We start from the raw sequence: 24,651 nt of genomic DNA, 5'->3' as shown, positions 1-24,651 counted from the left end.
AATTGACGGCATGGCAACATCCCTCCCGGCGCTCCCCAACTCCCGCACCGAACCCGACGGTTCCGCGGTCGTCCGCGTCCTGAGCTACAACATCCGCTCGCTGCGCGACGACACCGACGCCCTCGCCCGCGTCGTCAAGGCCTGCGCGCCCGACCTCGTCCTCCTCCAGGAGGCCCCCCGCTTCTTCCGCTGGCGCAAGAAGATCACCCGGCTGGCCCGCGCGGCGGACCTGGTGCTCCTCTCCGGCGGCGCCACCGCCGCAGGCCCCGCGCTGCTCTGCTCCCTGCGGGCCACCGTGGAGCGCACCGAGGACGTGCTGCTCCCGCTCACCCCCGGCCGGCACCGCCGGGGTCTCGCCACCGCCGTGGTCCGGATCGGCGGCGCCCGCATCGGCGTACTCAGCTCCCACCTGTCCCTGGACGCGGACGAGCGGCACGCACAGGCCGGGCTGCTCCTCGATCACCTGGCCACCCTCGGCGTGCAGCACGCCGTGGCGGGCGGCGACCTGAACGAGCGCCCCGGCGGCCGCACCTTCCGGCGGCTCGGGGACGGGCTGCGCGACTGCTGGACCGCCGCGCCCTGGGGCGGCGAGTACACCTTCCCGGCCACCGCCCCGGACCGCCGTATCGACGCGGTCTTCGTCACCGAGGGCATCGAGGTGCTGGGCTGCGGGGTGCCGTCGGGACTGGCCGGGGTGGCCGAGGACGACCTGAGGGCGGCCACGGACCACCTACCGGTCCTGACCGCCCTCCGCGTGCCCGCGACCGCCTGACCCCGGGGCCCGGCCGGCCACCCGGCTACACCACCGCGCCCCGCCCCGGATCGTCGTCGTCCTCGTCGCCCGTGCGCATCCGCACGACCAGGGTGGCGAAGCCGCCGAGGAAACCGCCGATGCTCAGCGTCGTCAGCCACCAGGTCATGTCCCAGCCCAGCACCACCGCCAGCAGGAGCAGCACCGGGCCGCCGACCACGCCCAGCCAGGCGAACTTCGAGGTGGGGTCGGTCTCGGGCAGCGGCGGCGGCTCGGGCGGCACGAAGTGGCCCTCGTCGTCCGCGTCGAAGTCGTCGTCGGACGGCTCGGCGGGCGTGTGGTCGCGGGGGCCGATGCCGGGCGCGAACGCGACGGAACTCCCCAGCGGCCGGTCCGAGGAGGGCCGGTCCGCCGAGGGCTTCTCGTCGTTCACCTCGGGCTCGAGCAGCGCCAGGCCCTCGACCGACTTGAACGGCTTCGCGCCCGGCGGGTCCGGGGGCTCCTCCCCGTACCCGGCGACGATCGAGGCCCAGGCGGCGTCCTCGTCGAAAGGCGCGTCCTGCGCCTCGGACCCGCCGTCCGCCGCGCGCTCCCGTCCCTCGCGGTGCTCCCGCTCCAGGTCCCGCTCCTCGCGGTCCTCGCGGTCGGAGTCGTGCTCAGCCACCTGCGGTCGTCCCTTCCTTGCCGAGACCGGGATCCGGTTCCCCTACGGAACCGGGCGCGAGCCGGCCGATGAACGCGACGCTCTCCGCGAAGATCCGGTCCGCATCGTGGTCCAACGTCGCCACGTGGTAGCTCTGTTCCAGCAGGATCTCCGTCACGTCCGTCGACGACACCCGGCCCAGGATCCGCGCCGAGTCGGCCGGCGGCACCACATGGTCCCGCGGGCTGCGCAGCAACAGCAGCGGCTGCGTCACCTGCGGCAGGTCGCCGTCGGTGAGACGGAAGAAGGCGCGCAGCGAGTGCGCCGAGTGCAGCGGCACCCGGTCGTACCCCAGCTCCGCGCTGTTCGGTTTGGCGATGTCGCTCGCGATGCCCTTCGTCGCGGGCACCAGGTGGCGCAGGACCGGAAGGGCGTGCTGGGCGACGCCGTGCATCCGGTTCGCCGGGTTGACGACGACGACGCCCGACACCGCGTCCCCGTGCTTGGCGGCCAGCCGCAGCGCCAGCGCGCCGCCCATGGACAGACCGGCCACGAAGACGCGCTCGCAGCGCTCGCGCAGGGTGCGCAGCTCGCGGTCCACCTCCGCGTACCAGTCCTGCCACCCGGTGACCTGCATGTCCTGCCAGCGCGTGCCGTGCCCGGGCAGCAGCGGCAGCGTCACGGTCAGGCCGCGCGCGGCAAGGTACCGGGCCCAGGGACGCAGCGACTGCGGGGAACCGGTGAAACCGTGACAGAGAAGGACGCCGACCGCACCGCCCTCGTGGCGGAACGGCTCTGCTCCGGGCAGGACCGACACGTCTCGGTCTCCTGTCGTCAGGGGTACTCGCGGGTCTTTCACCGTACGCGACCGCACGGACACCGACCAGGGCCGTCGGGGCCATTGACGGTGTCCCGGGATAAGGTCTGACCCACGGACACGGGAGGCACTGGGTTGTTGTACGGCGCGATGAAGGTCACCGTCGGGGGGTCGCTGAAGCTCGCCTTCCGGCCCTGGGTGGAGGGCCTGGAGCACATCCCGGCCGACGGCCCCGCCATCCTGGCGAGCAACCACCTGTCGTTCTCCGACTCGTTCTTCCTGCCGGCCGTCCTCGAGCGCAAGGTGACCTTCATCGCCAAGGCCGAGTACTTCAACACCCCCGGCGTCAAGGGCCGGCTGACCGCCGCCTTCTTCAAGGGCGTGGGCCAGCTCCCGGTGGACCGCTCCGGAGCGCGCGGCGCGGGGGAGGCCGCCATCAAGAGCGGCATAGCGGTCCTGGAGCGCGGCGAGCTGTTCGGGATCTATCCCGAGGGCACCCGCTCCCCGGACGGCCGCCTCTATCGCGGCAAGCCGGGCGGGCTGGCGCGCGTGGCCCTCGCCACCGGCGCACCCGTCGTCCCGGTCGCCATGATCGACACCGAGAAGATCCAGCCGCCCGGCCAGGTGATGCCGAAGCTGATGCGGCCCGGCATCCGCATCGGCAAGCCGCTGGACTTCGCCCGCTACCAGGGCATGGAGCACGACCGCTTCGTGCTCCGCGCGGTGACCGACGAGGTCATGTACGAGATCATGAAGCTCTCCGGCCAGGAGTACGTCGACATGTACGCGACCGCCATGAAGCGGCAGCTCGCGGAGGCGGCCAAGGCCGAGAAGGCGGAGAAGGCGGCCAAGGCGGAGCAGGCCGAGCAGGCCGAGCAGGCCGAGAAGGACCGGGCCGGGACGTAGGCCCGGGGAGGGGGGACATGGCCAGGCGCGAGAGAGTCATGAGGATGTCGGTCGAGCAGCCGCTGTGGCGCGCGCTCGCCGGCTACCGCGTGCTCACCATGCTGTACGCGATCGGCTTCTTCGCCACCGCCTGGTCCGGCTTCGCCCGCCCCTGGCTCGCCGTCGCCTACTACGCGGTCCTCTTCGTCTGGACCCTGGCCACCCTCCCCAAGGTCGCGAACGCGGCGAGCTGCACCAAGCGGTTCCTCACCGCCGACCTCACCGTCGCGCTGGCCGGCATCCTGCTCACGCCCCTCGCCGACGCCCACGAACGCGTCGCGGACGGCGGCCCGACCCTGCCGTCGATATGGACCGCCGGGTCCGTGCTGGCCTTCGCCATCAAGGGCGGCTGGCGCTGGGCGGCCGTCGCCTCCACCCTCGTCGCCGCCGCCAACCTGGTCGAACGCGGCACACCGGCCCGCGACACCGTCCACAACGTCATCCTCGTCTGGGTCGCCTCCATCGCCATCGGCTACGTCGTCGAGGTCGCCCGCGCCTCCGAGCGCACCCTCGCGCGCGCCCTGGAGATCGAGGCGGCGACCAGGGAACGCGAGCGGCTGGCCCGGGACATCCACGACAGCGTCCTTCAGGTGCTGGCGATGGTGCAGCGCCGGGGCGCCGTCATCGGCGGCGAGGCGGCCGAACTGGGCCGGCTGGCCGGTGAGCAGGAGGTGGCCCTGCGCACCCTGGTCTCCGGCGGCCTGGTGCCCGTCTCCCGCGTGTCCGAGGACGCCGCCGACGGCGCGGTCGTACGGGTGGTGGAGGAACGGGAGGGGGCGGGCCCGGACGGTCCCGTCGACCTGCGTGCCCTGCTCGCCCCGTACGCCGGCTCCCTGGTGAACCTCGCCGAGCCGGGCGCCCCGGTCCTCCTGGCCCCGGGTGCCGCGCGGGAGCTGGCCGCCGCCGTGGGCGCCGCGCTGGACAATGTCCGCGAGCACGTCGGCGAGCGGGCCCGCGCCTGGATCCTGGTCGAGGACGAACCGGACGAGGTGATCGTCACCGTCCGCGACGAGGGTCCGGGCATCCCGCCGGGGCGGCTCGCCCAGGCCGAGGGCGAGGGACGGCTCGGCGTGGCCCTGTCGATCCGCGGCCGGCTGCGCGACCTCGGCGGCACGGCCGAGCTGATCTCGGTGCCCGGACAGGGCACGGAGGTCGAACTGAAGGCACCGAAGAAGAACGCCGGTACCACCGCACGGGGGAAGGCAGCGGACCATGAGTGAGCGACAGAACACCGAACGGCATGACGCGATCAGGGTCATGGTGGTCGACGACCACCCGATGTGGCGCGACGCGGTCGCCCGGGACCTCGCCGAGTCCGGCTTCGACGTGGTCGCCACCGCGAGCGACGGCGACCAGGCGGTGCGCCGCGCCCGGGCCGCCGCCCCCGACGTCCTCGTGCTCGACCTCAACCTGCCCGGCAAGCCCGGCGTCCAGGTCTGCAAGGAGGTCGTCGGCACCGACCCGAAGCTGCGCGTGCTCGTGCTCTCGGCGAGCGGGGAGCACGCCGACGTACTGGAGGCGGTCAAGTCTGGCGCCACCGGCTACCTGCTGAAGTCCGCCTCCACCGAGGAGCTGCGGGACGCGGTGCGCCGCACGGCCGCGGGCGACCCGGTCTTCACCCCTGGGCTCGCCGGCCTCGTCCTCGGCGAGTACCGCCGCCTGGCCTCCGAACCCGCGCCCGCCGCGGGCACCGACGACCCCGGCGCGCCCCGGCTCACCGACCGGGAGACCGAGGTGCTGCGCCTGGTCGCCAAGGGCCTGAGCTACAAGCAGATCGCCGAACGGCTCGTCATCTCCCACCGCACCGTGCAGAACCACGTCCAGAACACCCTCGGCAAGCTCCAGCTGCACAACCGGGTGGAGCTGGTGCGGTACGCGATCGAACGGGGTCTGGACGACGCCTGACCCCACGCGGGACAGTGGCCTCAACCACCCACCCTGGCAAAGGGGTTGTGCGATGAAGGTCGGAGTACTGACCGGAGGCGGCGACTGCCCCGGGCTCAACGCCGTCATCCGGGCCGTCGTCCGCAAGGGCGTCCAGGAGTACGGCTACGACTTCACCGGCTTCCGGGACGGCTGGCGCGGCCCCCTGGAGGGCGACACCGTCCCGCTCGACATCCCGGCCGTCCGCGGCATCCTGCCCCGCGGCGGCACCGTCCTCGGCTCCTCGCGCACCAACCCGCTCAAGCAGCGGGACGGCATCCGGCGCATCAAGGACAACCTCGCCGCACTCGGCGTCGAGGCCCTGATCACCATCGGCGGCGAGGACACCCTCGGCGTCGCCACCCGGCTCGCGGACGAGTACGGCGTGCCCTGCGTCGGCGTCCCCAAGACCATCGACAACGACCTGTCCGCCACCGACTACACCTTCGGCTTCGACACCGCCGTCGGCATCGCCACCGAGGCCATCGACCGGCTGCACACCACCGCCGAGTCCCACATGCGCGTCCTGGTCGTCGAGGTCATGGGCCGGCACTCCGGCTGGATCGCCCTCCACTCGGGCCTGGCCGGCGGCGCCAACGTCATCCTCATCCCCGAGCAGCGCTTCGACGTCGAGCAGGTGTGCGCCTGGGTGACCTCCCGCTTCCGGGCCTCCTACGCCCCGATCGTGGTCGTCGCCGAGGGCGCGATGCCGCGCGACGGCGACATGGTGCTCAAGGACGAGTCGCTGGACTCCTACGGGCACGTCCGGCTGTCCGGGGTCGGCGAGTGGCTGGCCAAGCAGATCGAGAAACGCACCGGCAAGGAGGCCCGCACCACCGTCCTCGGCCACGTCCAGCGCGGCGGCACCCCCAGCTCCTTCGACCGCTGGCTCGCCACCCGCTTCGGACTGCACGCCATCGACTGCGTGCACGACGGGGACTTCGGCAAGATGGTCGCCCTGCGCGGCACGGACATCGTCCGGGTCCCGATCGCCGAGGCCACGGCCCGGCTGAAGACCGTCGACCCGGCGCTGTACGAGGAGGTCGGTGTCTTCTTCGGCTGACCGCGGCTGACCGGCGACGGTGGGCCGAGGGTCGTATATTCGGCCCGGAGCCCACCACGACGGGAGCGGTCATGGAGATCCTTGCCTTCGGCGTCCAGGCCGACGAGAAGCCCCTGATCGAGCGGGCCTTCCGCGACCACGGGGACGTCCGCTGCCTGGACGTCTTCCTCAACGAGGACACCGCCCCCATCGCGGCCGGACACGAGATCGTCTCCACGTCCGTCAACGCCGACCTCGGCGCGGCCGTCCTGGAGATCCTCGCGGCCGGCGGCACCCGGATGGTGGCCCAGCGCTCCACCGGCTTCAACAACGTCGACCTGGACACCGCCGACCGGCTCGGCATGACCGTGGCCCGGGTGTCGTACTACTCGCCCCACTCGGTCGCCGAGTTCGCCTGGGCCCTCGCCATGGCCGTCAACCGGCGGATCGTGCGCGCCTCCATCCGCACCCGCGACTTCGACTTCCGGCTCGACGGACTGATGGGCCGCGACCTGCACGGCCGCACCGCCGGCGTCCTCGGCACCGGCAAGATCGGCGAGGCCTTCGCCCGGATCGCCCACGGCTTCGGCATGCGCCTGCTCGGCTGGGACGTCGCCGAGAACCCGGCCTGCGCCGAACTGGGCATGCGCTACGTCCCGAAGGACGAGCTGCTGGCCCGCTCCGACCTGATCACCCTGCACGTCCCGCTGATGGCCGAGACCCGGCACCTGATCGACGCCGCCGCGCTGAAGGCGATGCGCGACGACGCCATCCTGATCAACTCCAGCCGCGGCGGCCTGATCGACACCGCGGCCCTGGTCGGCGAACTGCGCGCGGGCCGCTTCGCGGGCGTCGGCCTGGACGTGTACGAGGCGGAGGCGGGCCTGTTCTTCCTCGACAGGTCCCTGGAGGCCGTCGAGGACGACACCCTGGCCCGCCTCGTCACCTTCCCGAACGTGCTGGTCACCTCGCACCAGGCGTACTACACCGAGGACGCCGTCGGCCAGATCGTCGACACGACGGTGCGCAACGTCCTCGACTACCGGGAGGGCCGCCGCTCCGAGAACGTGCTCGTCCCGCGCAGCTGACCGGCCAGCTCCCGCACGATCGCGGCGCCGTTCAGGCTCAGCACCGACTCGGGGTGGAACTGCACCCCCGCGAAGCCCTCGCCGCGCAGCGCGTGCACCTCGCCGCCCGCCGAGCGGCTCACCTCGACGCCGTGCGCGGCCAGTTCGGCGGCCGCCGCGTCGTCGCAGCGCGCGGTGAAGCTGTTGTAGAAGCCGACCGTCTCCGGCCGCCCGAACAGGTCGATCCCGGTCTGCGCACCCTGGTACGGGACCTCCTTGCGGACGATGTCCAGCCCCAGCTCCGCCGCGATCAGCTCATGCCCGAGGCAGACGCCGAGGACGCCGTGCCGGTTCGCCCCGAGCACCTCGGCGGTCAGGGACCGCAGGAAGCGCATCTTCGGGTCGGCCGGGTCCGAGGGGTCACCGGGACCCGGCCCCAGCACCACCGGGCCGCCCTCGTGCCCGAGCACCGCCTCGCGCAGCCCCGGCCCGTCGTAGCGCCGGACGCTCACCGCGAGCCCCGAGGAGCGCAGCACGTGCGCGAGCATCGCCGTGAAGGTGTCCTCCGCGTCGACGACCAGGGCGTGCCCGGACAGCTCGGCCGACGGCTCCTGCATCCGCAGCCAGAACGGGGCCAGGGAGGCGCGGCGCCCGTCCAGCGCGGCCCGCACCCGGGGATCGTCGGCCAGCCGCGGACGCCCCGCCTCCGTACGCGGCCGGGCCGGGCGTACGCCCAGCGCCGCCAGCACGCCGGCCGCCTTGGCGTGGGTCTCCGCGACCTCGCCCGCCGGGTCCGAGCCGCGCACCAGCGTGGCGCCGACCGGCACCCGCAGCCGCCCGGCCGCGTCGATGTCGGCGGTGCGGATCAGGATGGGGGAGTCGAGCGTCTGCGGTCCGTCCGCCCGCCCCGGTCCGGCACCCGGGTCCCGGCCGAGCAGCGCCAGCGCGCCCGCGTAGTAGCCCCGTCCGCCGGTCTCGTGCCGCTCGATGACCCGGCAGGCGTTCTGCACCGGCGAGCCGGTGACCGTCGCCGCGAACATGGTCTCCCGCAGTACCTCCCGCGCGTCCAGGGAGGACTTCCCGCGCAGCTCGTACTCGGTGTGCGCGAGGTGCGCCATCTCCTTGAGCCGCGGGCCGACGACCACCCCGCCCATGTCGCCGACGGTGCACATCATCTTCAGTTCCTCGTCGACGACCATCGACAGCTCCTCGATCTCCTTGCCGTCGGCGAGGAAGTCGAACAGGTGCTCGGGCGTCGGCCCCTCGGCGGGGTAGCGGTACGTGCCGCTGATCGGGTTCATGACGACCGTGCCCCCGGACATCCGCACATGCACCTCCGGACTGGCCCCCACCAGCGTGCGGTCCCCGGTGTGCACCACGAACGTCCAGTACGCGCCCCGCTCGCCCTCGAGGAGCCGCCGGAACAGCGCCAGCGCGTCGTCCCGCCCGAACCCGCGGATCCGCCCCTCGTACGTCCGCCGGATCACGAAGTTGGCGCCCTCGCCCCGCCCGATCTCGTCGTCGAGCACCCGGCCGACGATCCCCGCGTACTCCTCGTCGCCGACGTCGAAGCCGCCGCCCTCGACCCGGACCTCGTGCGCGGGCAACTGCGCCAGCGCCTCGGCGAGCGGGATGTCGTACCGCTCCTCGGGGGTGAGCATCAGCAGGGGTGTGCCGTCGTCGCGGACGTCGAAGCCGCGCTCGCGGATCTGCCGGAAGGGGACGAGCGCCAGCCCCTCGTCGGGCAGGTCGGCGAGTCTGTCGTGCTCGGTGACCGGGCCGAGCAGCAGTTCCACGAGGTCGTGATCGTGGCCCGGGGCGCGGCGGCGGAGCAGGGCGAACGGGCGGGGGTCGGCCAGGAGGCCGTCGAGCGGAGTCATGGTCCGGGTCCTTCTCGGTTGTCGGAGAGGAACGGACCCGGGCTCAGAAACACCGAAGGCCGCCCCTCGGGCGGCCTTCGCGAGTCTCGAGTCGCGCGCAGTCAGCGGGCCGCCGGATGAGCGGTCCACCACCAGTTCTGGATCGAGTGCGCGAACATACGGCGCAGCGTACCCCACCGGGGCCCACCGTCCACAGGGCGTTACGCCTGTCTCACTCCCTGGGCATGCGGCGAAGGGCGGTCATCCGACCCCGTAGTGTTGAGGCCGTGACCGTGAACGCTAAGACCAGCCCGAGCGCTGGCAACACCTGGCGAGACCTGCCCGCGGCGCAGCAGCCCGAGTACCCCGACACCGAGGCTCTGCGCGCAGTGATCGCGGACCTCGAGTCGTATCCGCCGCTCGTCTTCGCGGGCGAGTGCGACCAGCTGCGCGCCCGGATGGCGGCCGTCGCCAAGGGAGAGGCGTTCCTCCTCCAGGGTGGCGACTGCGCCGAGGCCTTCGACGCGGTGTCCGCGGACCACATCCGCAACAAACTCAAGACCCTCCTCCAGATGGGCGCCGTCCTCACCTACGCCGCGTCCGTGCCCGTGGTGAAGGTCGGCCGGATCGCGGGCCAGTACTCCAAGCCGCGTTCCAAGCCGACCGAGACCCGCGACGGCGTGACGCTGCCGACCTACCGCGGCGACTCCGTCAACGGCTTCGACTTCACCGAGGCGGCCCGGATCCCGGACCCCGAGCGGCTCAAGCGCATGTACCACGCCTCGGCGTCCACGCTGAACCTGGTGCGCGCCTTCACCACCGGCGGCTACGCCGACCTGCGCCAGGTGCACGCCTGGAACCAGGACTTCGTGAAGTCCTCCCCCTCCGGCCAGCGCTACGAGCAGCTCGCCCGGGAGATCGACAACGCGCTGAACTTCATGCGGGCCTGCGGGACGGACCCGGCCGAGTTCCAGACGGTCGAGTTCTTCTCCTCGCACGAGGCGCTGCTGCTCGACTACGAGTCGGCCCTCACCCGCGTCGACTCGCGCACCGGGCAGCTGTACGACGTATCCGGCCACATGGTGTGGATCGGTGAGCGCACCCGGCAGCTGGACCACGCGCACATCGAGTTCGCCTCGCGGATCCGCAACCCGATCGGCATCAAGCTCGGCCCGACGACGACGGCCGAGGAGGCGCTGCAGTACATCGAGCGTCTGGACCCCGAGCGCGAGTCCGGGCGGCTGACCTTCATCGTCCGGATGGGCGCGGACAAGATCCGCGACAAGCTCCCGGAGCTGGTGGAGAAGGTCACCGCCTCCGGCGCCACCGTCGCCTGGATCACCGACCCGATGCACGGCAACACCTACGAGGCGGCCTCCGGTCACAAGACCCGCCGCTTCGACGACGTGCTCGACGAGGTCAAGGGCTTCTTCGAGGTGCACAAGTCGCTCGGCACCCACCCGGGCGGCATCCACGTGGAGCTGACCGGCGACGACGTCACCGAGTGCGTGGGCGGCGGCGACGAGATCTTCGTCGACGACCTGCACCAGCGCTACGAGACGGCCTGCGACCCGCGGCTCAACCGCAGCCAGTCGCTCGACCTGGCGTTCCTGGTGGCGGAGATGTACCGGGACCAGTGACGTTCCGCTCCCGCGGGCATGATCGCGGGGCGGTGAAATGGGGCGCGGGTCACACGGGATCCGCGCCCCTCCCACTTTTGCCGGCCTGGCGCGATGGGTAAGGTTAGGTTTGCCTCACCGATCAGTCGGGCCCTCCGGTCGTCGGTACGGCACGACCTTGTACCCCGCCCGGGAGGTGAACCGCGTGTTCGTCTGCAGCTGCTTCGGTGTCACCGAGGAACAGGTGAAGAGCCACGCGGAGGCCGGCGCGTGCACGCCCCGGCAGATCGCCTCCGCCTGCAAGGCGGGCACCGACTGCGGCGGCTGCGTACGGCGCATCCAGGCCCTGCTCGGGCGCGGCGCCTGCCCCCGTCGGCAGCTGGCCGACCAGGGCGCCCCGGTCCTCTCGGAGCTTCCCGAGGCGGCCTAGACCCCCCGTTAGTGGGATCCCGGTCCCGACGGGTCCGGCTGCGTCTGCTCGATGACCGTCGACAGGTACAGCGACTCGCCCAGCTTCTCGATCAGGTCGAGCTGGGTCTCCAGGTAGTCGATGTGGTGCTCCTCGTCGGCGAGGATCGCCTCGAAGACGTTGGCCGACGTGATGTCGTGCTTGGCCCGCATCACCTCGATGCCCCGGCGCAGCCGGTCGATCGCCTCCAGCTCGATCTCCCGGTCGGCCTGGAACATCTCGGTCACGCTCTGGCCGACCCGCACGTGGAAGAGCCGCTGGTAGTTCGGCAGGCCGTCCAGGAGCAGGATGCGGTCGGTGAGCACCTCGGCGTGGCGCATCTCGTCGAAGGACTCCGCGCGCGTGTACTTCGCGAGCTTGGTCCAGCCCTTGTGGTCCTGCAGCTTCGCGTGCAGGAAGTACTGGTTGATGGCCGTGAGCTCGGCGGTCAGCTGCTCATTGAGGAACTCGATGACTTCCGGGTCGCCCTGCATCGCTTGACGCTCCTTCGAACGGGAACAGGCGTGTTGCGCGGCATGATTGCACCGGCATCGAAGATCGTCCAGTAAGTCTTGACTTAGTAAGTAAGTGCAGGCTTAGTCGGCTTGGTCGGCATTGTGGGCTTTTGCCCGAATGTAAGTGGGGTGGGTCAGGGGCATCGGTCCGGGTCTGTCAGGATGGAGGTATGGGTCAGCCGGTGGAACACGGATCGGGAGAAGACGGTTCGCAAGGAGCGTCGCGGTTCGAGCTCCCGCCCGGGCAGCGGCTGCAGCGCGGCTGGCCCGTCACGCACTACGGGCCGGTTCCCAAGTTCCGCCCCGAGCGCTGGGAGTTCCGGGTCTTCGGCGCCACCACCGACGACGAGAAGCACGGCTGGACCCACGACGAGTTCAGCGCCCTGCCCTACACCACGGTCGTCGCCGACCTGCACTGCGTCACGAAGTTCAGCATGCTCGGTGCCGAGTGGGGCGGCGTCCCGGCCGCCACGATCCTTCGGCTGGCCCCGCCCGCGCCCGCCGTCACCCACGTGATGGTGTGGGCCGAGTACGGCTTCAGCTCCAACCTCAGGCTGTCCGACTTCGCCGCCGGGCGCACCCTCTTCGCCACCCACAAGGACGGCGAGCTGCTCACCGCCGAGCACGGCTTCCCGCTGCGGCTGGTCGTGCCGCACCTGTACGCCTGGAAGGGCCCGAAGTGGGTGCGCGGCATCGAGTACATGACCGCCGACCGGCGCGGCTTCTGGGAGGAGCGCGGCTACCACAACATCGGCGACCCCTGGCGGGAGCAGCGCTACTCCTACCAGGAGGAGCCCGGAGACGGCCCCGAGCCGTGACCCGCCGTACGGCACCCGCGGGTCAGCCGTCGCGCAGTTTCTTCAGCCGCGCCACGTCCGCCGCGTGCCCCTCCTTGCCGCCGGGCGTCTCGATGACCAGCGGCACGCCCTCGGTCGCCGGGTGCGTCATCAGCGCGCGGAACGGATCCTCGCCGATGTGACCGGCGCCGATGTTCTCGTGCCGGTCCTTGTGGGCTCCGGCCACGTCCTTGGAGTCGTTGGCGTGGATCAGCTTCAGCCGGCCCTCGCCGACGGTGTCCACCAGCAGGTCGAGGGTCTGGTGCATGCCGGAAGGGCCGGTCAGGTCGTGGCCGGCCGCGAAGATGTGGCAGGTGTCCAGGCACACGCCCAGCTTCGGATGGGCGTCCAGCGCCTCGAAGTACGGCCCGAAGTCCCAGGTCCGCGAGCACAGGGAGGCGCCCTGCCCCGCCGTCGACTCCAGCAGCAGGTACGGGTCGTCGTCGTGGGTCAGCTCGTCCAGCAGCGGCAGCAGGTGCTCGCGCACCTGCTTCAGCGCCACCGACCTCTCCCGTCCGCCGGTCGCGCTCCCGGTGTGCACCACCACGCCGAGCGCCCCGATGGCCCGCCCGCGCCGCAGCGAGTGCCGCAGCGACTCGACCGACCGCTCCACGGTCGCCTCGGTGTGCGAGCCGAAGTTGATCAGGTACGGCGCGTGCACGTACGCCGGGACCGACCCGGCCGCGCAGGCCTCGCGGAAGGCCTCGTCCTGCTTCGGGTTGCCGGCCGGGGTGGCCCAGCCGCGCGGGTTGGCGACGAAGACCTGCACGGTCTCCGCCTTCAGCTCACGGGCGTAGGACAGACCGACGGAGTGCAGCCCGCCGGCCACGGGGACGTGGCCGCCGACGGGGTTGCGCGGCACGGGGGAGGAGGATGCGGATGCGGTGCTCATGTCCGCACCAAGGATGCCAGGACGTGTGGACGGACCCCGGATCAGGGTACGACTGCACCAGCGCACCGGCGCTGCCGAGCCTGGGGAGGGTGCACATGGGGGACGTCGTCAGCTTCGCGCTGCCGGACGGCGGCCGGGTCCTGGTCGAACCGGCCGACGAGGACGTCTACGGACTCCAGGAGATCTCGGTCAACGGGAGCACGGTCGTCCGGCGCGCCCAGGAGGGCCTCGGCGAGGCCCTCGACGGCATCCGGCGCATGGCCGCCGAGGCGCACACCCGCATGACGTCCCTCGACGTCGCCCCGAAACGGCTGGAACTGGAGTTCGGGGTGAAGCTGAGCGGGGAGGCGGGTGCCGTCGTGGCCAAGGCGACGGGAGAGGCCCACCTGATCGTGCGTGCCGTGTGGGAAAGCTAGGTCCTGTCCAAGGGGGCGTCGGGCCCGGGGGACCGGACCGGAGCGGGTGTCCGGATCCGGCCGCGGGGGAGCGAGGCCCTCTCCCGCACCGCACCCGGATCCGCCTACCATGCACTGGCGGCGGTGTGCCGCGGCGCGGGGCCGGATGCCGGACGTCCCGGACGCAGGAGGGGGCCGAGGCGTGGAAGAGACCACGGGGGTCGAGTGCGCACTGCCCGACATCGCCGGATGCACCGTCGACGAACTGCGCGCGCTCCCCGGTTCCGTACTCGCGGTGGCCCTGGAGCGGCTGCAGACGGAGGCCGCCCAGTCCCATGACGACGAATACACCAGCTGGCAGGCGAGCGCCTGACCGACCCGCGGTCGACGTCGCGGCACTCCTGGACGAGGGCTGGCGGCCGGTCCCGCTGCGCCAGTTCGTCCTCAAGACCCGCAGCCGGTGCAACCTGGCCTGCGACTACTGCATCATCTACGAGCACGGCGACCGCACCTGGCGGCGCCAGCCCCGCGCCATGAGCCCCGCGACCCTGCGCCGTACGGCCGAGCGGATCGCGGAGCACGCCCGTGCCCACGGGCTGCGGCGGGTCCGGATCGTGCTGCACGGCGGCGAACCCCTGCTGGCCGGGCCCCAGGGGGTCGCCGAAGCCGTGCGGACCGTCCGCGACACCGTCCAGGAGACGGGCACCGAGGCCGAGTTCACCGTCCAGACCAACGGCACCCTCCTCGACACCCGCATGCTGGACACGCTGGCCGAGCACCGGGTGCGGGTCGGTGTCAGCGTGGACGGCGACCGGCAGGCGCACGACGCGCACCGCCGTACCCGCGGCGGACAAGGCTCCTACGACGACGTGCTGGCGGGACTGCGGCTGCTCTCCGGCTCCTACCCCCAGCTGTACGCCGGGCTGCTGTGCACCGTGGACGCGGCCAGGGACCCGGTCGCCGTCTACGAGTCGCTGCTGGCGAGCGGGCCGCCGCTGATCGACTTCCTGCTGCCGCACGGCCACTGGGGCGCACCGCCGCCCGCACCGGCCGGGGCGTACGGGCGCTGGCTGGCCGCCGTCTTCGACCGCTGGGCCGGCGCGCCGCGCAAGGAGACCTCCGTGCGGATCCTCGACGAACTGCTGCACACGGTGCTCGGCGGGCACAGCAGGCTCGACTGGGTCGGCGTGACCAGCAGCGTCTCCGTGTTCGTCGAGGCCGACGGCTCCGTCCACCAGAACGACACGCTGCGCACCGGGCCCGACGGCTCCTCCGAGAGCGGCCTGGACGTCTTCCGGAACTCCTTCGACGAGGTCCTGCTGCACCCGGGGTTCGCCGCCCGGCAGGCCGGGGAGCGCGCCCTGTCCGAGCAGTGCCTGCGCTGTCCGGAGCTGTCCGTGTGCGGCGGCAGCGAGTACGGGCACCGCTACCGGCCCGGCTCCGGCTACCGCGCGCCCACCGTCTACTGCGCGGACCTGCTCCTGCTCATCGGGCACATCAGACGCCGGCTCGCCCGCACCGCGGCGCCGACGTGATCGGCCCCTGCGTCCTGCCGGACGACGTCTTCGACGCCCTGGCCGCGGGGGAGGGCGGCCGGTCCGCGGTGCTCCTGCTGCGGCGCGCCCGGCGCAGCCGCAACCTCCTGCTGCTGCGGCGCGCGCTGGACGGACCGTGCGGCGGGACCGCCGAAGCGGCGGCGGACCTGCTGGCGGGCGTCGAACGCGTCAACCCCGAGGCGGCCCGGTCGGTGGTCGACGGCCCCGCCTTCGGCACCTGGGCCGCCCGCACCCTGCGGGACTGCCCGGCGCACCGCCGGGGCGGGTGCGCCGGCCGGGACCTCGCCGCCCTCGCGGTCCTCGCCGCGGTCCGCGCGGCCCACCCGGCCCGGATCACCGTGCCGGTGCGGGAAGGGCGGCTGGCGCTGCCCGGCCTCGGCACGGTCACCGGGCTCGGCGCGGCGCCCGAGGCCCTGGTCGTCGTCGAGGCACCGGCGGGCCCCGAGGGGGCTCCGGACACCTCGGCCGGGTGCTGCCGGGTGCGCGTCCTGACCGCCGCCGGGGAACGCGTCCTGCCGCGCGACCCGTCCCGCCCGGGGCACGGCTGGCAGCCCGTCGCCGTGCTCCACACCCGGCACCGGGGGCTGACGCTCCGGCTGCCGCTGGAGACCGCCGCGCCGGAACTGCCCGCACTGGAGACGGCCAGCGCCGGTCCCGCGGCCTGGCGCGAACTCCTGCGGCAGGCCTGGGAACTGCTCGTCGAGAACCATCCGCGCCGGGCCGGGGAACTCGCCGCCGGACTGAACGGCATCGTGCCCCTGCCCGCCCCGGCGCGCGGCGTCGCCTCCGCCACCTCACGGCACGCCTTCGGCACGGTGCTCACCTCCTGGCCGGCCGACCCCGAGCGGCTGGCGCTGACCCTGCTGCACGAGTTCCAGCACAGCAAGCTCAGCGCCCTGACCGACCTGGTCACCCTGTACGAGCCCGGCGGCAGCCCCCGGCTGTACGCGCCCTGGCGGCCCGACCCGCGGCCCCCCGGCGGACTGCTCCAGGGCATCTACGCCCACCTCGGCGACCTGGCGTTCTGGCAGGACCTCAGCGGCAGCCGGCGCGGGCCCGCACAGGCCGACGCGGCCTGGCGCCTGGCACAGACCCGGGCCCACGTCGAGCGCGGCCTGACGGAGGCGGCGTCCCACGTCCGCCTCACCGCCCTCGGCACCCGCTTCCTCGACCGGCTCGCCCGGACCGTGCGGGACGGGGACGGGGACGGGGACGGGGGCGGTGGTGAACGGCTCGTGCGGGCCGTCGCCCGGGTGCAGGCGGGCGACGAGGCCGTCTGGCGGCTGCGCTGGGCGGCCGCCGACGACGCCGGGACCGACCGCCTGGCCGCGCTGTGGCGGTCCGGCCGCCCGGCCGGACAGCTGCCCGCTGCGGACGTACGCCCGGCCACCGGCGCCGTGGCCGGGCCGGGCCCGGAGTTCGGGCGCTGGGCGGCACGGCAGCGGGGCGCCGAACGGGCCCGGCCGGCCCGCGAGGCCGCGGACGCGGTGCTCGCCGCGCCGCACGGTACGCAGGGGTGGGCGGAACTCGCCGCCGCGGCCGCCGAGGAGGGGCGACCCGGCGCGGACGTCCTGCGCACCCGCACCGAACTCGTCCGCGCCCTCCTCCTACGGCTCACCGCCCAACCGACCGCGACACCGCCCCGCGCACCCGACCCGCTGTCCCTGGCGGCCTGGCTGGCGGACGATGCCGCCGACACGGACCCCACCGGCGTGGCCCCGGCCGCGGACGAGGAGGCGGCCGCCGCGAGGAACCCCCAGCCCCGACCGGCTCACCCGACCCAGGGCCTCGGGCGCCCGGACCGGGGGGAACCCGCCGAGGCGGAGACCGGTGAAGGCGGGCAGGCCGGTCAGAAGACCGGGGTTTCGATGTCGCAGAACGCGCGCTCGCCCCTGGCGAAGACCTCGGCGACCGGGTAGTCCCGTCCCAGGGTCCGGGCGAAACGGGTCAGGACGTCGTCGAGGAGCGTCTCGGCCTCCGCGTCCCGGCCCAGCGCGCGCAGGTCGTGCGCCAGGTTGCCGCCGCAGACCAGGGTCACCGGGTGATCCGGCCTGACGGTGGCCCGCAGCGCCTCCAGGTGCCGGCCGTCCGCCTGCGCCGCCTCCTCGTGGCGGCCCGCCGAGTGCAGGTCGTTGGCGAGGTTGACCCCGCAGCGCAGCGTGCAATTGTGCTCGGGACCGAAACGGGCCGCCAGCTTCTCGTACGCCGTCAGGTTCAGGGAGAGCGCCCGCTCGTGCTCGCCCAGCGCGCTGAGGACCAGGGCGTGGTTGGTCTCGGTCATCGGCAGGTACGGGTGGTCCGCGCCGAACAGCTGCTCGTACCCGGCCACGGTCTGCGCGGCCAGCCGCTCGGCGTCCTCCAGCTCGCCCCGCAGCAGCAGGTCGATGGCGTAGTTGCCCACCGCCGCCAGCGTGTTGAGGTCGCCCTCGCCGTACCGGGCCCGGTAGCGCTCCACCGTCCGCGAGGACCGGTCGTACGCCTCCTCGTAGGCGCCCATCGCACGCAGCGAGACCGCGAGGTTCTTCGCCACGTCCAGGGTGGACGGGTGCTCGCGGCCCTGCCGGTCCCGCAGCTTCGGGTACAGCGCCCGCAGCGACTCGGTGGAACCCCGGTAGTCGCCCAGCTCCCGCTGGTCGCGCGCGTAGTTGGCCGCCACCACCAGGGTGACCGGATCGTCGGGGCCGAAGATGCGCACCCGCCGCTGGTAGGTGTCCGCGTCCAGCTCCAGAGCCTCCTGGAACCGGCCGAGCAGCCGCAGGTCCAGCGCGTGGTTGGCGGCCGACATCAGCGCCAGCGGATAGTCCCGGCCGAAGCTCCGCGTCAGCCGCTCCAGGGTGTCGGCGTCCCGCTCCGTGGCCTGCTCGAAGTCGCCCAGCACCCGCAGGTCCGCCGCGTTGCTGTTGGCGATGGCCAGCGTCTCCTCGTGGTCCTCGCCGAACACGCGGCGGGCCCGCACCAGCAGCTGGGCGTTCAGCTCCCGGGCCTCGTCGAAACGGCCGAAGTTGCGGATCAGCGTGGCGTAGGAGCGGGTGGTGCGCATCGTCTGCGGATGGTCGTCGCCCAGCCGCTGCTGCCACTCCTTGCGGGCGAATTCGGCCAGTTCCGTGCCGCCGGTGTAGTCGCCGTGCAGGTACAGGTAGCGGATCTCGTTGATGACCAGGTCCCGCACCTCCCGGTGGTCGCACTCGACGGCCCGGGTGGGCCGGATGTGCGGCCGCAGCTCCGAGTAGCGGCGCCAGTTGTCGTTGTCCTCCGGCTCCTGCGGGTCGGCGGCGGCCAGCAGGACGTGGGTCAGGTGGAAGGTGTCCTCCTGCTCCTGCTCCGACATCTGGTTGAAGAGCACCGCCTGCACCAGCCGGTGCATCTGGAGGCTGTTGCTGCGGTGGTCGATCCGGGCCAGGGCGAGCCGGCCGATCTCCCGGGTGGCCAGGCCCAGTTCGACGGGATCGCGCAGCGCCTCGGCGAGCGGCGAGGGCAGCGGGGCGAACGCGGCGCTGCGCAGCATGGCCCAGCTGATCGGCTCCGGCGCCATGCAGGAACACAGCCGCAGCAGTTGTACGGCCGCGGGACTGCGCCGCTCCAGGCGCTCCATCGCCAGGTTCCAGGTCGCCACCACGGAGTGCGGGTACCCCGAGGGCACGGAGGTGTCCAGCAGCCGGTCCGCGTGCTCGCGCAGCAGCTCCAGGTACTCGTCGACCGACATCGCCGTCTCCGCGTGCCAGGCACCGGCCTGCTCCACCGCGAGCGGCAGGTCGCCCAGCGCCTCCGCGAGGCGGGAGGCGTCCTGCGCGGGCATGCCGGGCACCCGGCGCTGCAGGAAGCGGACCGACTCCTCGCGGGAGAAGACGTCCACCGAGACGGGGTGCGCGTGACCGGCCCAGCTCTGGTTGCGGGAGGTGATCAGGATGTGTCCCTCGCCGGAGGGGAAGTACTCCTCCAGGTCCTCGGGCCGGTCGGCGTTGTCGAAGACCAAGAGATACCTGCGGTAGGGAGAGCCCCGGCGCAGCGCGTCGAGGACGAGCGGAAGCGCCTCGTCACCACTGGGCCCGGCCTCCAGGCCCAGGTGCGGCGCGAGAGCGGCGATGGCGGAGCGGACCAGGGCCGGGTCCTCGGCGTTGATCCACCAGATCAGCTGGTACTGGGACTGGTAGCGGTAGATGTACTCCACGGCCAGCTGTGTCTTGCCCACGCCGCCGAGACCGAAGAAGGCCTGCGGCACGATGGCCGCGCGACGGTCGGCAAGACGGTCGTGCAACTGGGTGATCAGCTCGCTGCGCCCGGTGAAGTTGTGGTTGCGCGGCGGGATGCGCCGGCCCCACACCTGCGGCACGGTCTCCTCGAACCGCATCGGACGGGTGAGCGTCGGAAGCGCGCCCGTCGGCGCCTGCGCGGTCTTCGGGGGGCCGTTGACGCCGACCGGGTGAGAGGCGGACTCGGCCACGGATGGATCCCTTCCCGCTGTGTGCCGTGACTGTTCCCCCGTCGGCGCGGACGTCCCCCCGGTCCGGGTGCCGGGACCGGCCGGACGGGGGCGGCCGGCGCCCGTTTCGATGGCTCCGCTGGCGGATGTGGTGTCAGTCACACCGTCATCGTATGGCGACTTTGCGTCACCATCTCCCCCGGGCCGGTGCTGCCGGGAGATGAGGTCCCGCAGCTCGCGCGCGCGGGCCGCGAAGCCGCCGCCCAGGGCGTCGGCGACCGCCGCGTCGACCTTGGCGAAGGGCAGGCTCTCGACGCTGATCCGGGAGGGCAGCCCCCGCGAGGGATCGGTGAGCGTGGCGTCGAAGCGGTACGGCGCCGAGGAGTGCTCCGCCAGATAGCCCGACACGGCCGTCAGGACCCGGCGGCTCTCCTGCCGGTGCAGCGAACCCAGCAGCAGCGACCGCACGGTCTCGGGAAAGTCGAACTCGGTCTGTTCGGCCGGACGGGGCTGCGCCGGCACCGGGTGCAGCAGGCCGGACAGGAAGACCTCCGCCAGATGCGAGGGGGTCGTGCGCGGCGCCATGACCTGCTGCACCAGGCGCATCACCGGCAGGAACAGCGGCGCGGCGGCGAGATATCCGGCCAGTTCGAACGCCTGGGGCGAGGCCTCCGCGCGAAACGCCAGCACCCGGTCGAGGGGCGACAGCCGCTCGTCCCGCACCGAAGGCCCGGGACCGTCCGGCCCCGGACCGCCCGCACCCGGACCGCCCGGCCCCGGCCCCGGCTCCGGGCGCGGGACGGCGTCGGCCCGTACCGCGTACCCCTGGAACGGCGAGGACTCCGGGCGCGCGACCAGCCGTGCCCACATCTGCAGGGCCGCCGGGGCGAGTTCGACCACCGGCACCAGCAGTCCCGGCCGGTGGGCGTCCGCGCGCAGGTCCGCGTTGGGGATGCCGGGCCGGGAGGCCTTGAGCGCGACGGGGAGCGGGCGCAGCGCGGTGCGGTGCCACAGCCGCCGGTCGAGCGGCTGCACCAGCGCCGTCGGGCCGCCGCGCGCCCAACGGGCCAGCAGCCGGTGCACCGCGCCGGAGCCCCACCCGGGGCCGATCGCGTCACTGAGGACCAGGACCGCGCCGCGCGGGGAGCGGTGCAGCCGTCGGTCCGCGCCGGTGGCGGTCCGCGGGGCGCCGCCGTCCGGCCACGGCGGCGGCGTGGTGCGCACCGTCACGGAGCCGCCCGGCAGGTGCTCCAGCCAGCGCACGGCGAGGGAGCGGAAGGCACCCACCCGGCGCAGCACCGCGCGCAGTTCGGCCACCGCGCCGTCCCACAGCACCATCGACTCGCCGGTGTCCACCACGAGTACCAGGTCCAGCCAGGGTTCCTCCGCCGGGACCAGCACCGGCTCCCAGACGTCGGTCTCGGCCGCCCGGTCGGCCGTCGCCTCCTCGTCCAGCCGGTGCCGGACGCTGGACGCGGCCCGCCGCCGCAGCGGCCGCAGGGCCTTGGCCAGCTCCGCCGTCCGGGCCAGCGGCCGCACCCCCGGGGAGCGCACCAAAAGCGCCGGTACGGGGGCGCCCGTACGGCCGTCCGGCGCGCCGCTGCTCCGCACGTGCAGCCGGGGCTCCCCGGCCCCCGGCGCGGCCCCCTCGGGCCAGGTGTCCTCCGGCGCCGGCCCCGGCGGGTCCGCCGGGTCCCGGACACCCGGCCGGCGGCGCGGTGAGCCCGGCTCCAGCTGGCCCGCGATCCCGGACAGCCGGGGTGCGCCACTGGCCGGCCGGGCGGGCTCCGGGTCGTGGGGCGCGTGCGCCAGCCGCGCCGCGAGCCACAGGACCTCGGCGATCTCCCGGGCGTCCGGAGCGGGTCGCTCCGGAGGTTCGTACGGCATCAGGGCCCCGTCTCCAGGTGCCGCCACAGGGTGCGCAGCAGGTCCTGCCACTGCTCCGGGTCCTCGTCGGCGCCGGCCCGCGCCAGCTGGATGGCGCTCAGCAACTGGTCCACGGCGACGCTCCCGTTGCCCTGCTCCGCGAGGAACGCCTCCACCAGAGGTGCCGCCTCCTCCAGCGCGTCGGCGCCCAGGTGCGCGGCGACGATCGCCGCCAGCCGGTCGGGACCCGGCTGCTCGATGTCGTAGCGCAGGCAGCGCCGGGCGAAGGCCGCGGGGAACTCCCGCTCCTCGTTGGAGGTGATCACCACGAACGGGAAGGCCCAGCACTCCACCTCGCCGTCCGTCACCGGGGCGCTCTGCCCGTCCGCCGTCCGCACCGGGACGGTGCGCTGCTCCGGCGGCAGCCGCAGCAGCTCCTCGACGGTGAAGCGGCCCTCCTCGAACACGGTGAGCAGGTCGTTGGGCAGATCGATGTCGCTCTTGTCCAGCTCGTCGACGAGCAGGACCCGCGGCCGGTGGCGGGGCAGCAGTGCCGTGCCCAGCGGCCCGAGCCGCAGGAAACGGCCGATGTCGCCGGTGCCGCCCCCGGTCTCCAGTCCGGCGCGGCGCAGGTTGGCCTCGTGCAGCCGGCCGATGGCGTCGTAGGCGTACAGGCCGTCCCGCAGGGTGGTGCGCGAGGTCACCGGCCAGTGCAGGACGGGGCCGAGGCCCAGCTCGTAGGCGACCGCGTGCGCGAGGGTGGACTTGCCGGTGCCCGGGCGCCCGGTCAGCAGCAGCGGGCGGCGCAGCAGCAGGGCCGCGTTGACCGCGTCGACCAGGCCGTGGTCCACCTGGAAGACCCGCCCGCGCCGGGTGTCGGCGGGCTGCGGTGGCACGGGCTCGTCCTGCGGCGGCATGCCCTGTTGCAGCGGGCGCCAGCTCGGCGGGTCGGGCAGCCGTTCGATGCCGTTGTGCGGGACACCGTCACCGCGGTAGATCCACCACGCCGGCGGCTGCGGGGCTGCGGGCTCGGTCACGACGGGGCACCTCCGGGAGCGGGAGCTGGTGGGGTCAGGGGCGTGTGCGGGGGCAGCCGGTCGAACGGGTCCCACAGGAAGCCCAGGCGCAGCCCGCCCCCGACCCGCGGCCGGGCCGCACCGGGCCGGGACGACCACTCCCCGCGGCGGGCCCGCAGCACCTCCCCGGGCAGCGTGCGCGCCCCGGCGGTCCGCAACCGGTCCGGCAGGTCGGCGGCGACGGACGGCCCGTCCTCCTCGTCGTGCGCCCACACCAGGGCGGGCACCCCCGCGTCCAGCGCCGCGTCGAACTCGGCGTCGGGGGCCCGCCTGCGCGGCACCCGTGGCGGGAACCCGAGGACCAGGGCCAGCGGTCCGTCGTCCGCGTACAGGGCGGAGAACAGGGCCTCGTAGGACGAACCGTCCTGGTTCCGGGCGGGGACCACCGCGACCACGCCCTCTCCGGAGAGTGCGGACAATGCCTTCATCCTGTCCCACTTACGGGACCAGTTATGCCCCCAGTCGACCCATTCCGACGCGTTCTGGCGCTCGAGGCTGCGCACGGCGACCGGGTGCACCACCCCCAGACGCACCTCCGCGCCGCTCGGCGTCGTGATCGGCAGGCCGTCGACCGGCCGGCCCAGCAGCTCGCGGGGCAGGACGAACTCCACGAACAGGTCCGGGGAGTCGATGGCCTTCTCCCGGCGCATCCGGATGATCTCGTCCACCACGAGCCGCTCCAGCCGCCCCAGCCGCATGGCCTCGGTGTACTGCTGCACGGCCTCCCGCGGGGCGCCCTCGTGCTGCCGGAAGACGTCGAGCAGGTAGTGCCGGCCCGGCGAGGCCGGAGTGACCCGGAAGGTGGCGTACGTCCACCGGGTGCCCGCCCCGCCGGGACGCACCCGGCGCTCAAGGAGCGGACCGGGATCGACGGCGGGGGTGCAGTGCCCCGCCCGCCCGCGCACCCAGCGGGCCAGCTCCTGCCCGCGGGGCCCGGGGACCCGCCGGGACAGCGCGGCGACGAAGGTCAGCAGCGGCGGCACCGGCCGGCCCGCCTGGGCGATGTGCCGCAGGTCGTGCACGATGCCGAGGATGTCCTCGGGGGAGCCCTGCCAGGGGCGGCGCACCGGCCCGAGCGCGTCGTCGCGCAGGGCCACCAGACCGGGCATCGCGAGCCGGCCGTCGAGCAGCAGCCGGTAGAGGTCGTCCATGGCCTCGTCGTCGAACGGGCCGTCGTCCGGGTCCGGCGTCCCCGGCGCGGGCAGCGGCGCGACACGGTCGCCGGACAGCGCCAGCGCCGCCCGTAACGGGGGCCAGTCGCGGGCCAGCCGCTCCAGCGGGATCATCCAGGTCACGCCCGCCTCGGGCGACTTGTCGCGCAGTACGGCGAGCCCGGCGACGCGGGACGTCGTGGCGTCCCGGACCCCGCAGCCGCTGTAGCCGCGGGCCACCCGGCGGCCGGTGTCCGGCGCGTCGTTCAGCTGGATCAGCGCGGACTCCGGGCCGCCCCGGCCGGCCATCAGGCAGTCCGCCCACACCCCGTGCGGCTGGCCCTGTGGATAGCCGTACACCTGCATGGGCCGCTTGGCGGCGTAGCCGCCGGTGGAGAGATGGGCGTGCGAGGTGGGGAAGCGGCCGCCCGCCTGCCCCAGGTCGCCGTGCAGGGTGAGCACCGAGACGTCCTCGTGGTAGGTCCCGCCGGTGTAGCGGTGCCCGCCGCCCGGGGAGCCGGTCAGCTTCAGCCCGCTGCTGAGGGTCACCGTGACGGTGGCGTGCGGGTCGTCCTCCAGGCGTCCGCCCATGGCCGACGTCACGACGTGGGCGCAGGTCAGCACGTAGCGGGGCGGGACGATGACCCCGCCGCCGACCGGGTTGCCGGCCGGGCCGAGGATGCTCACCTGCCAGTCGTCGGTGACGGCCGTCCGTACGACCGGTTCCGCCGTCAAGACGCCCTCCCCCCGTCCGCCACCGCAGGCCCCGACCGTCTGCGGAGCCGCCATAGTAGCGGTCCCCGCCGGGGGAAGCAGAGGGGGCAACAGCC

The 24,651-nt window shown here is 73.7% G+C and carries 22 protein-coding genes; 13 read left to right on the top strand and 9 right to left on the bottom strand.

Going from position 1 to position 24,651, the window contains the following annotated elements; translation table 11 throughout:
- Nucleotides 1–10 precede the first annotated feature (10 nt).
- Nucleotides 11–772 (top strand): endonuclease/exonuclease/phosphatase family protein, encoded by a 762-nt coding sequence (locus ACZ7MF_RS34285; protein ID WP_471482114.1) that lies wholly within the window; start codon nt 11–13, stop codon nt 770–772.
- 25 nt (nt 773–797) lie between these two features.
- Here the strand turns inward: ACZ7MF_RS34285 and ACZ7MF_RS34280 are convergent, their stop codons facing one another.
- The gene (locus ACZ7MF_RS34280; RefSeq protein ID WP_471482113.1) at nt 798–1,415 is read right to left on the bottom strand and encodes a hypothetical protein; all 618 of its coding nucleotides are present in this window, start codon (nt 1,413–1,415) and stop codon (nt 798–800) included.
- The gene (locus ACZ7MF_RS34275; protein WP_471482112.1) at nt 1,408–2,211 is read right to left on the bottom strand and encodes an alpha/beta hydrolase; all 804 of its coding nucleotides are present in this window, start codon (nt 2,209–2,211) and stop codon (nt 1,408–1,410) included. The genes ACZ7MF_RS34280 and ACZ7MF_RS34275 overlap by 8 nt, the downstream gene beginning before the upstream one ends.
- A gap of 150 nt (nt 2,212–2,361) precedes the next feature.
- On the opposite strand from ACZ7MF_RS34275, the gene ACZ7MF_RS34270 reads away from it, so the two are divergent.
- The 5 genes from ACZ7MF_RS34270 to ACZ7MF_RS34250 all read left to right on the top strand — a co-directional run bounded on the left by ACZ7MF_RS34270 (nt 2,362) and on the right by ACZ7MF_RS34250 (nt 7,209).
- Complete coding sequence (locus tag ACZ7MF_RS34270; RefSeq protein ID WP_471482111.1) at nt 2,362–3,117, top strand: lysophospholipid acyltransferase family protein; 756 nt, start codon at nt 2,362–2,364, stop codon at nt 3,115–3,117.
- 17 nt (nt 3,118–3,134) lie between these two features.
- A complete protein-coding gene (gene macS / locus ACZ7MF_RS34265) occupies nt 3,135–4,376 on the top strand; it encodes a MacS family sensor histidine kinase (RefSeq protein ID WP_471482110.1) in 1,242 nt (413 codons plus the stop codon).
- Nucleotides 4,369–5,061, top strand: a complete 693-nt coding sequence (locus ACZ7MF_RS34260) for a response regulator (protein WP_471482109.1) — start codon at nt 4,369–4,371, stop codon at nt 5,059–5,061. The genes macS and ACZ7MF_RS34260 overlap by 8 nt, the downstream gene beginning before the upstream one ends.
- A 52-nt stretch (nt 5,062–5,113) precedes the next feature.
- Nucleotides 5,114–6,142 carry a 6-phosphofructokinase gene (locus ACZ7MF_RS34255; protein WP_471482108.1) on the top strand — a complete coding sequence of 343 codons (1,029 nt, stop codon included), beginning with the start codon at nt 5,114–5,116 and terminating at the stop codon, nt 6,140–6,142.
- A gap of 71 nt (nt 6,143–6,213) precedes the next feature.
- Nucleotides 6,214–7,209 carry a 2-hydroxyacid dehydrogenase gene (locus tag ACZ7MF_RS34250; protein ID WP_471482107.1) on the top strand — a complete coding sequence of 332 codons (996 nt, stop codon included), beginning with the start codon at nt 6,214–6,216 and terminating at the stop codon, nt 7,207–7,209.
- Here the strand turns inward: ACZ7MF_RS34250 and ACZ7MF_RS34245 are convergent.
- Both ACZ7MF_RS34245 and ACZ7MF_RS34240 read right to left on the bottom strand, forming a co-directional pair.
- The gene (locus tag ACZ7MF_RS34245; RefSeq protein ID WP_471482106.1) at nt 7,161–9,068 is read right to left on the bottom strand and encodes an anthranilate synthase family protein; all 1,908 of its coding nucleotides are present in this window, start codon (nt 9,066–9,068) and stop codon (nt 7,161–7,163) included. The genes ACZ7MF_RS34250 and ACZ7MF_RS34245 overlap by 49 nt on opposite strands.
- 101 nt (nt 9,069–9,169) lie before the next feature.
- Nucleotides 9,170–9,226, bottom strand: a complete 57-nt coding sequence (locus ACZ7MF_RS34240) for a trp operon leader peptide (RefSeq protein WP_079033853.1) — start codon at nt 9,224–9,226, stop codon at nt 9,170–9,172.
- Between the two features lie 108 nt (nt 9,227–9,334).
- Here ACZ7MF_RS34240 and ACZ7MF_RS34235 point away from each other — a divergent pair, with 108 nt between their 5' ends.
- Both ACZ7MF_RS34235 and ACZ7MF_RS34230 read left to right on the top strand, forming a co-directional pair.
- Nucleotides 9,335–10,687, top strand: coding sequence for a class II 3-deoxy-7-phosphoheptulonate synthase (locus tag ACZ7MF_RS34235; protein WP_471482105.1), 1,353 nt, complete (start codon nt 9,335–9,337; stop codon nt 10,685–10,687).
- A 175-nt stretch (nt 10,688–10,862) separates the two neighbouring features.
- The gene (locus ACZ7MF_RS34230) at nt 10,863–11,096 is read left to right on the top strand and encodes a (2Fe-2S)-binding protein (protein WP_164883559.1); all 234 of its coding nucleotides are present in this window, start codon (nt 10,863–10,865) and stop codon (nt 11,094–11,096) included.
- A gap of 8 nt (nt 11,097–11,104) precedes the next feature.
- On the opposite strand, the gene bfr is transcribed toward ACZ7MF_RS34230, so the two are convergent.
- Complete coding sequence (bfr, locus tag ACZ7MF_RS34225) at nt 11,105–11,608, bottom strand: bacterioferritin (RefSeq protein ID WP_471482104.1); 504 nt, start codon at nt 11,606–11,608, stop codon at nt 11,105–11,107.
- 191 nt (nt 11,609–11,799) lie between these two features.
- Between bfr and ACZ7MF_RS34220 the strand changes: the two genes are divergently transcribed.
- A complete protein-coding gene (locus ACZ7MF_RS34220) occupies nt 11,800–12,447 on the top strand; it encodes a sulfite oxidase-like oxidoreductase (protein WP_356864415.1) in 648 nt (215 codons plus the stop codon).
- 22 nt (nt 12,448–12,469) lie between these two features.
- On the opposite strand, the gene ACZ7MF_RS34215 is transcribed toward ACZ7MF_RS34220, so the two are convergent.
- Nucleotides 12,470–13,357 (bottom strand): deoxyribonuclease IV, encoded by an 888-nt coding sequence (locus ACZ7MF_RS34215; RefSeq protein WP_471482103.1) that lies wholly within the window; start codon nt 13,355–13,357, stop codon nt 12,470–12,472.
- A 95-nt stretch (nt 13,358–13,452) separates the two neighbouring features.
- On the opposite strand from ACZ7MF_RS34215, the gene ACZ7MF_RS34210 reads away from it, so the two are divergent.
- The 4 genes from ACZ7MF_RS34210 to ACZ7MF_RS34195 all read left to right on the top strand — a co-directional run bounded on the left by ACZ7MF_RS34210 (nt 13,453) and on the right by ACZ7MF_RS34195 (nt 17,227).
- Complete coding sequence (locus ACZ7MF_RS34210; protein WP_471482102.1) at nt 13,453–13,773, top strand: CU044_2847 family protein; 321 nt, start codon at nt 13,453–13,455, stop codon at nt 13,771–13,773.
- A 181-nt stretch (nt 13,774–13,954) separates the two neighbouring features.
- Nucleotides 13,955–14,125, top strand: coding sequence for a hypothetical protein (locus tag ACZ7MF_RS34205; RefSeq protein ID WP_161379870.1), 171 nt, complete (start codon nt 13,955–13,957; stop codon nt 14,123–14,125).
- Entirely contained in the window at nt 14,088–15,287 is a 1,200-nt protein-coding gene (locus ACZ7MF_RS34200) for an FxsB family cyclophane-forming radical SAM/SPASM peptide maturase (protein ID WP_471482101.1), read from the top strand. Before ACZ7MF_RS34205 ends, ACZ7MF_RS34200 begins: the two co-directional genes overlap by 38 nt.
- A complete protein-coding gene (locus ACZ7MF_RS34195; RefSeq protein ID WP_471482100.1) occupies nt 15,284–17,227 on the top strand; it encodes an aKG-HExxH-type peptide beta-hydroxylase in 1,944 nt (647 codons plus the stop codon). Before ACZ7MF_RS34200 ends, ACZ7MF_RS34195 begins: the two co-directional genes overlap by 4 nt.
- Here ACZ7MF_RS34195 and fxsT read toward each other — a convergent pair.
- From fxsT to ACZ7MF_RS34180, 3 genes are read right to left on the bottom strand one after another with little or no spacing between them, the layout of a single operon-like run.
- Nucleotides 17,158–21,615, bottom strand: a complete 4,458-nt coding sequence (fxsT, locus tag ACZ7MF_RS34190) for an FxSxx-COOH system tetratricopeptide repeat protein (protein WP_471482099.1) — start codon at nt 21,613–21,615, stop codon at nt 17,158–17,160. The genes ACZ7MF_RS34195 and fxsT overlap by 70 nt on opposite strands.
- Complete coding sequence (locus ACZ7MF_RS34185; RefSeq protein ID WP_471482098.1) at nt 21,615–22,631, bottom strand: AAA family ATPase; 1,017 nt, start codon at nt 22,629–22,631, stop codon at nt 21,615–21,617. Before ACZ7MF_RS34185 ends, fxsT begins: the two co-directional genes overlap by 1 nt.
- Entirely contained in the window at nt 22,628–24,556 is a 1,929-nt protein-coding gene (locus ACZ7MF_RS34180) for a VMAP-C domain-containing protein (RefSeq protein WP_471482097.1), read from the bottom strand. The genes ACZ7MF_RS34185 and ACZ7MF_RS34180 overlap by 4 nt, the downstream gene beginning before the upstream one ends.
- Between the last annotated feature and the right edge of the window lie 95 nt (nt 24,557–24,651).

This window comes from Streptomyces sp. NPDC111628, from assembly GCF_055635195.1.
Note: the sequence above shows the minus strand (reverse complement) of the source record. Positions and strands in the feature narration are given on the sequence as shown.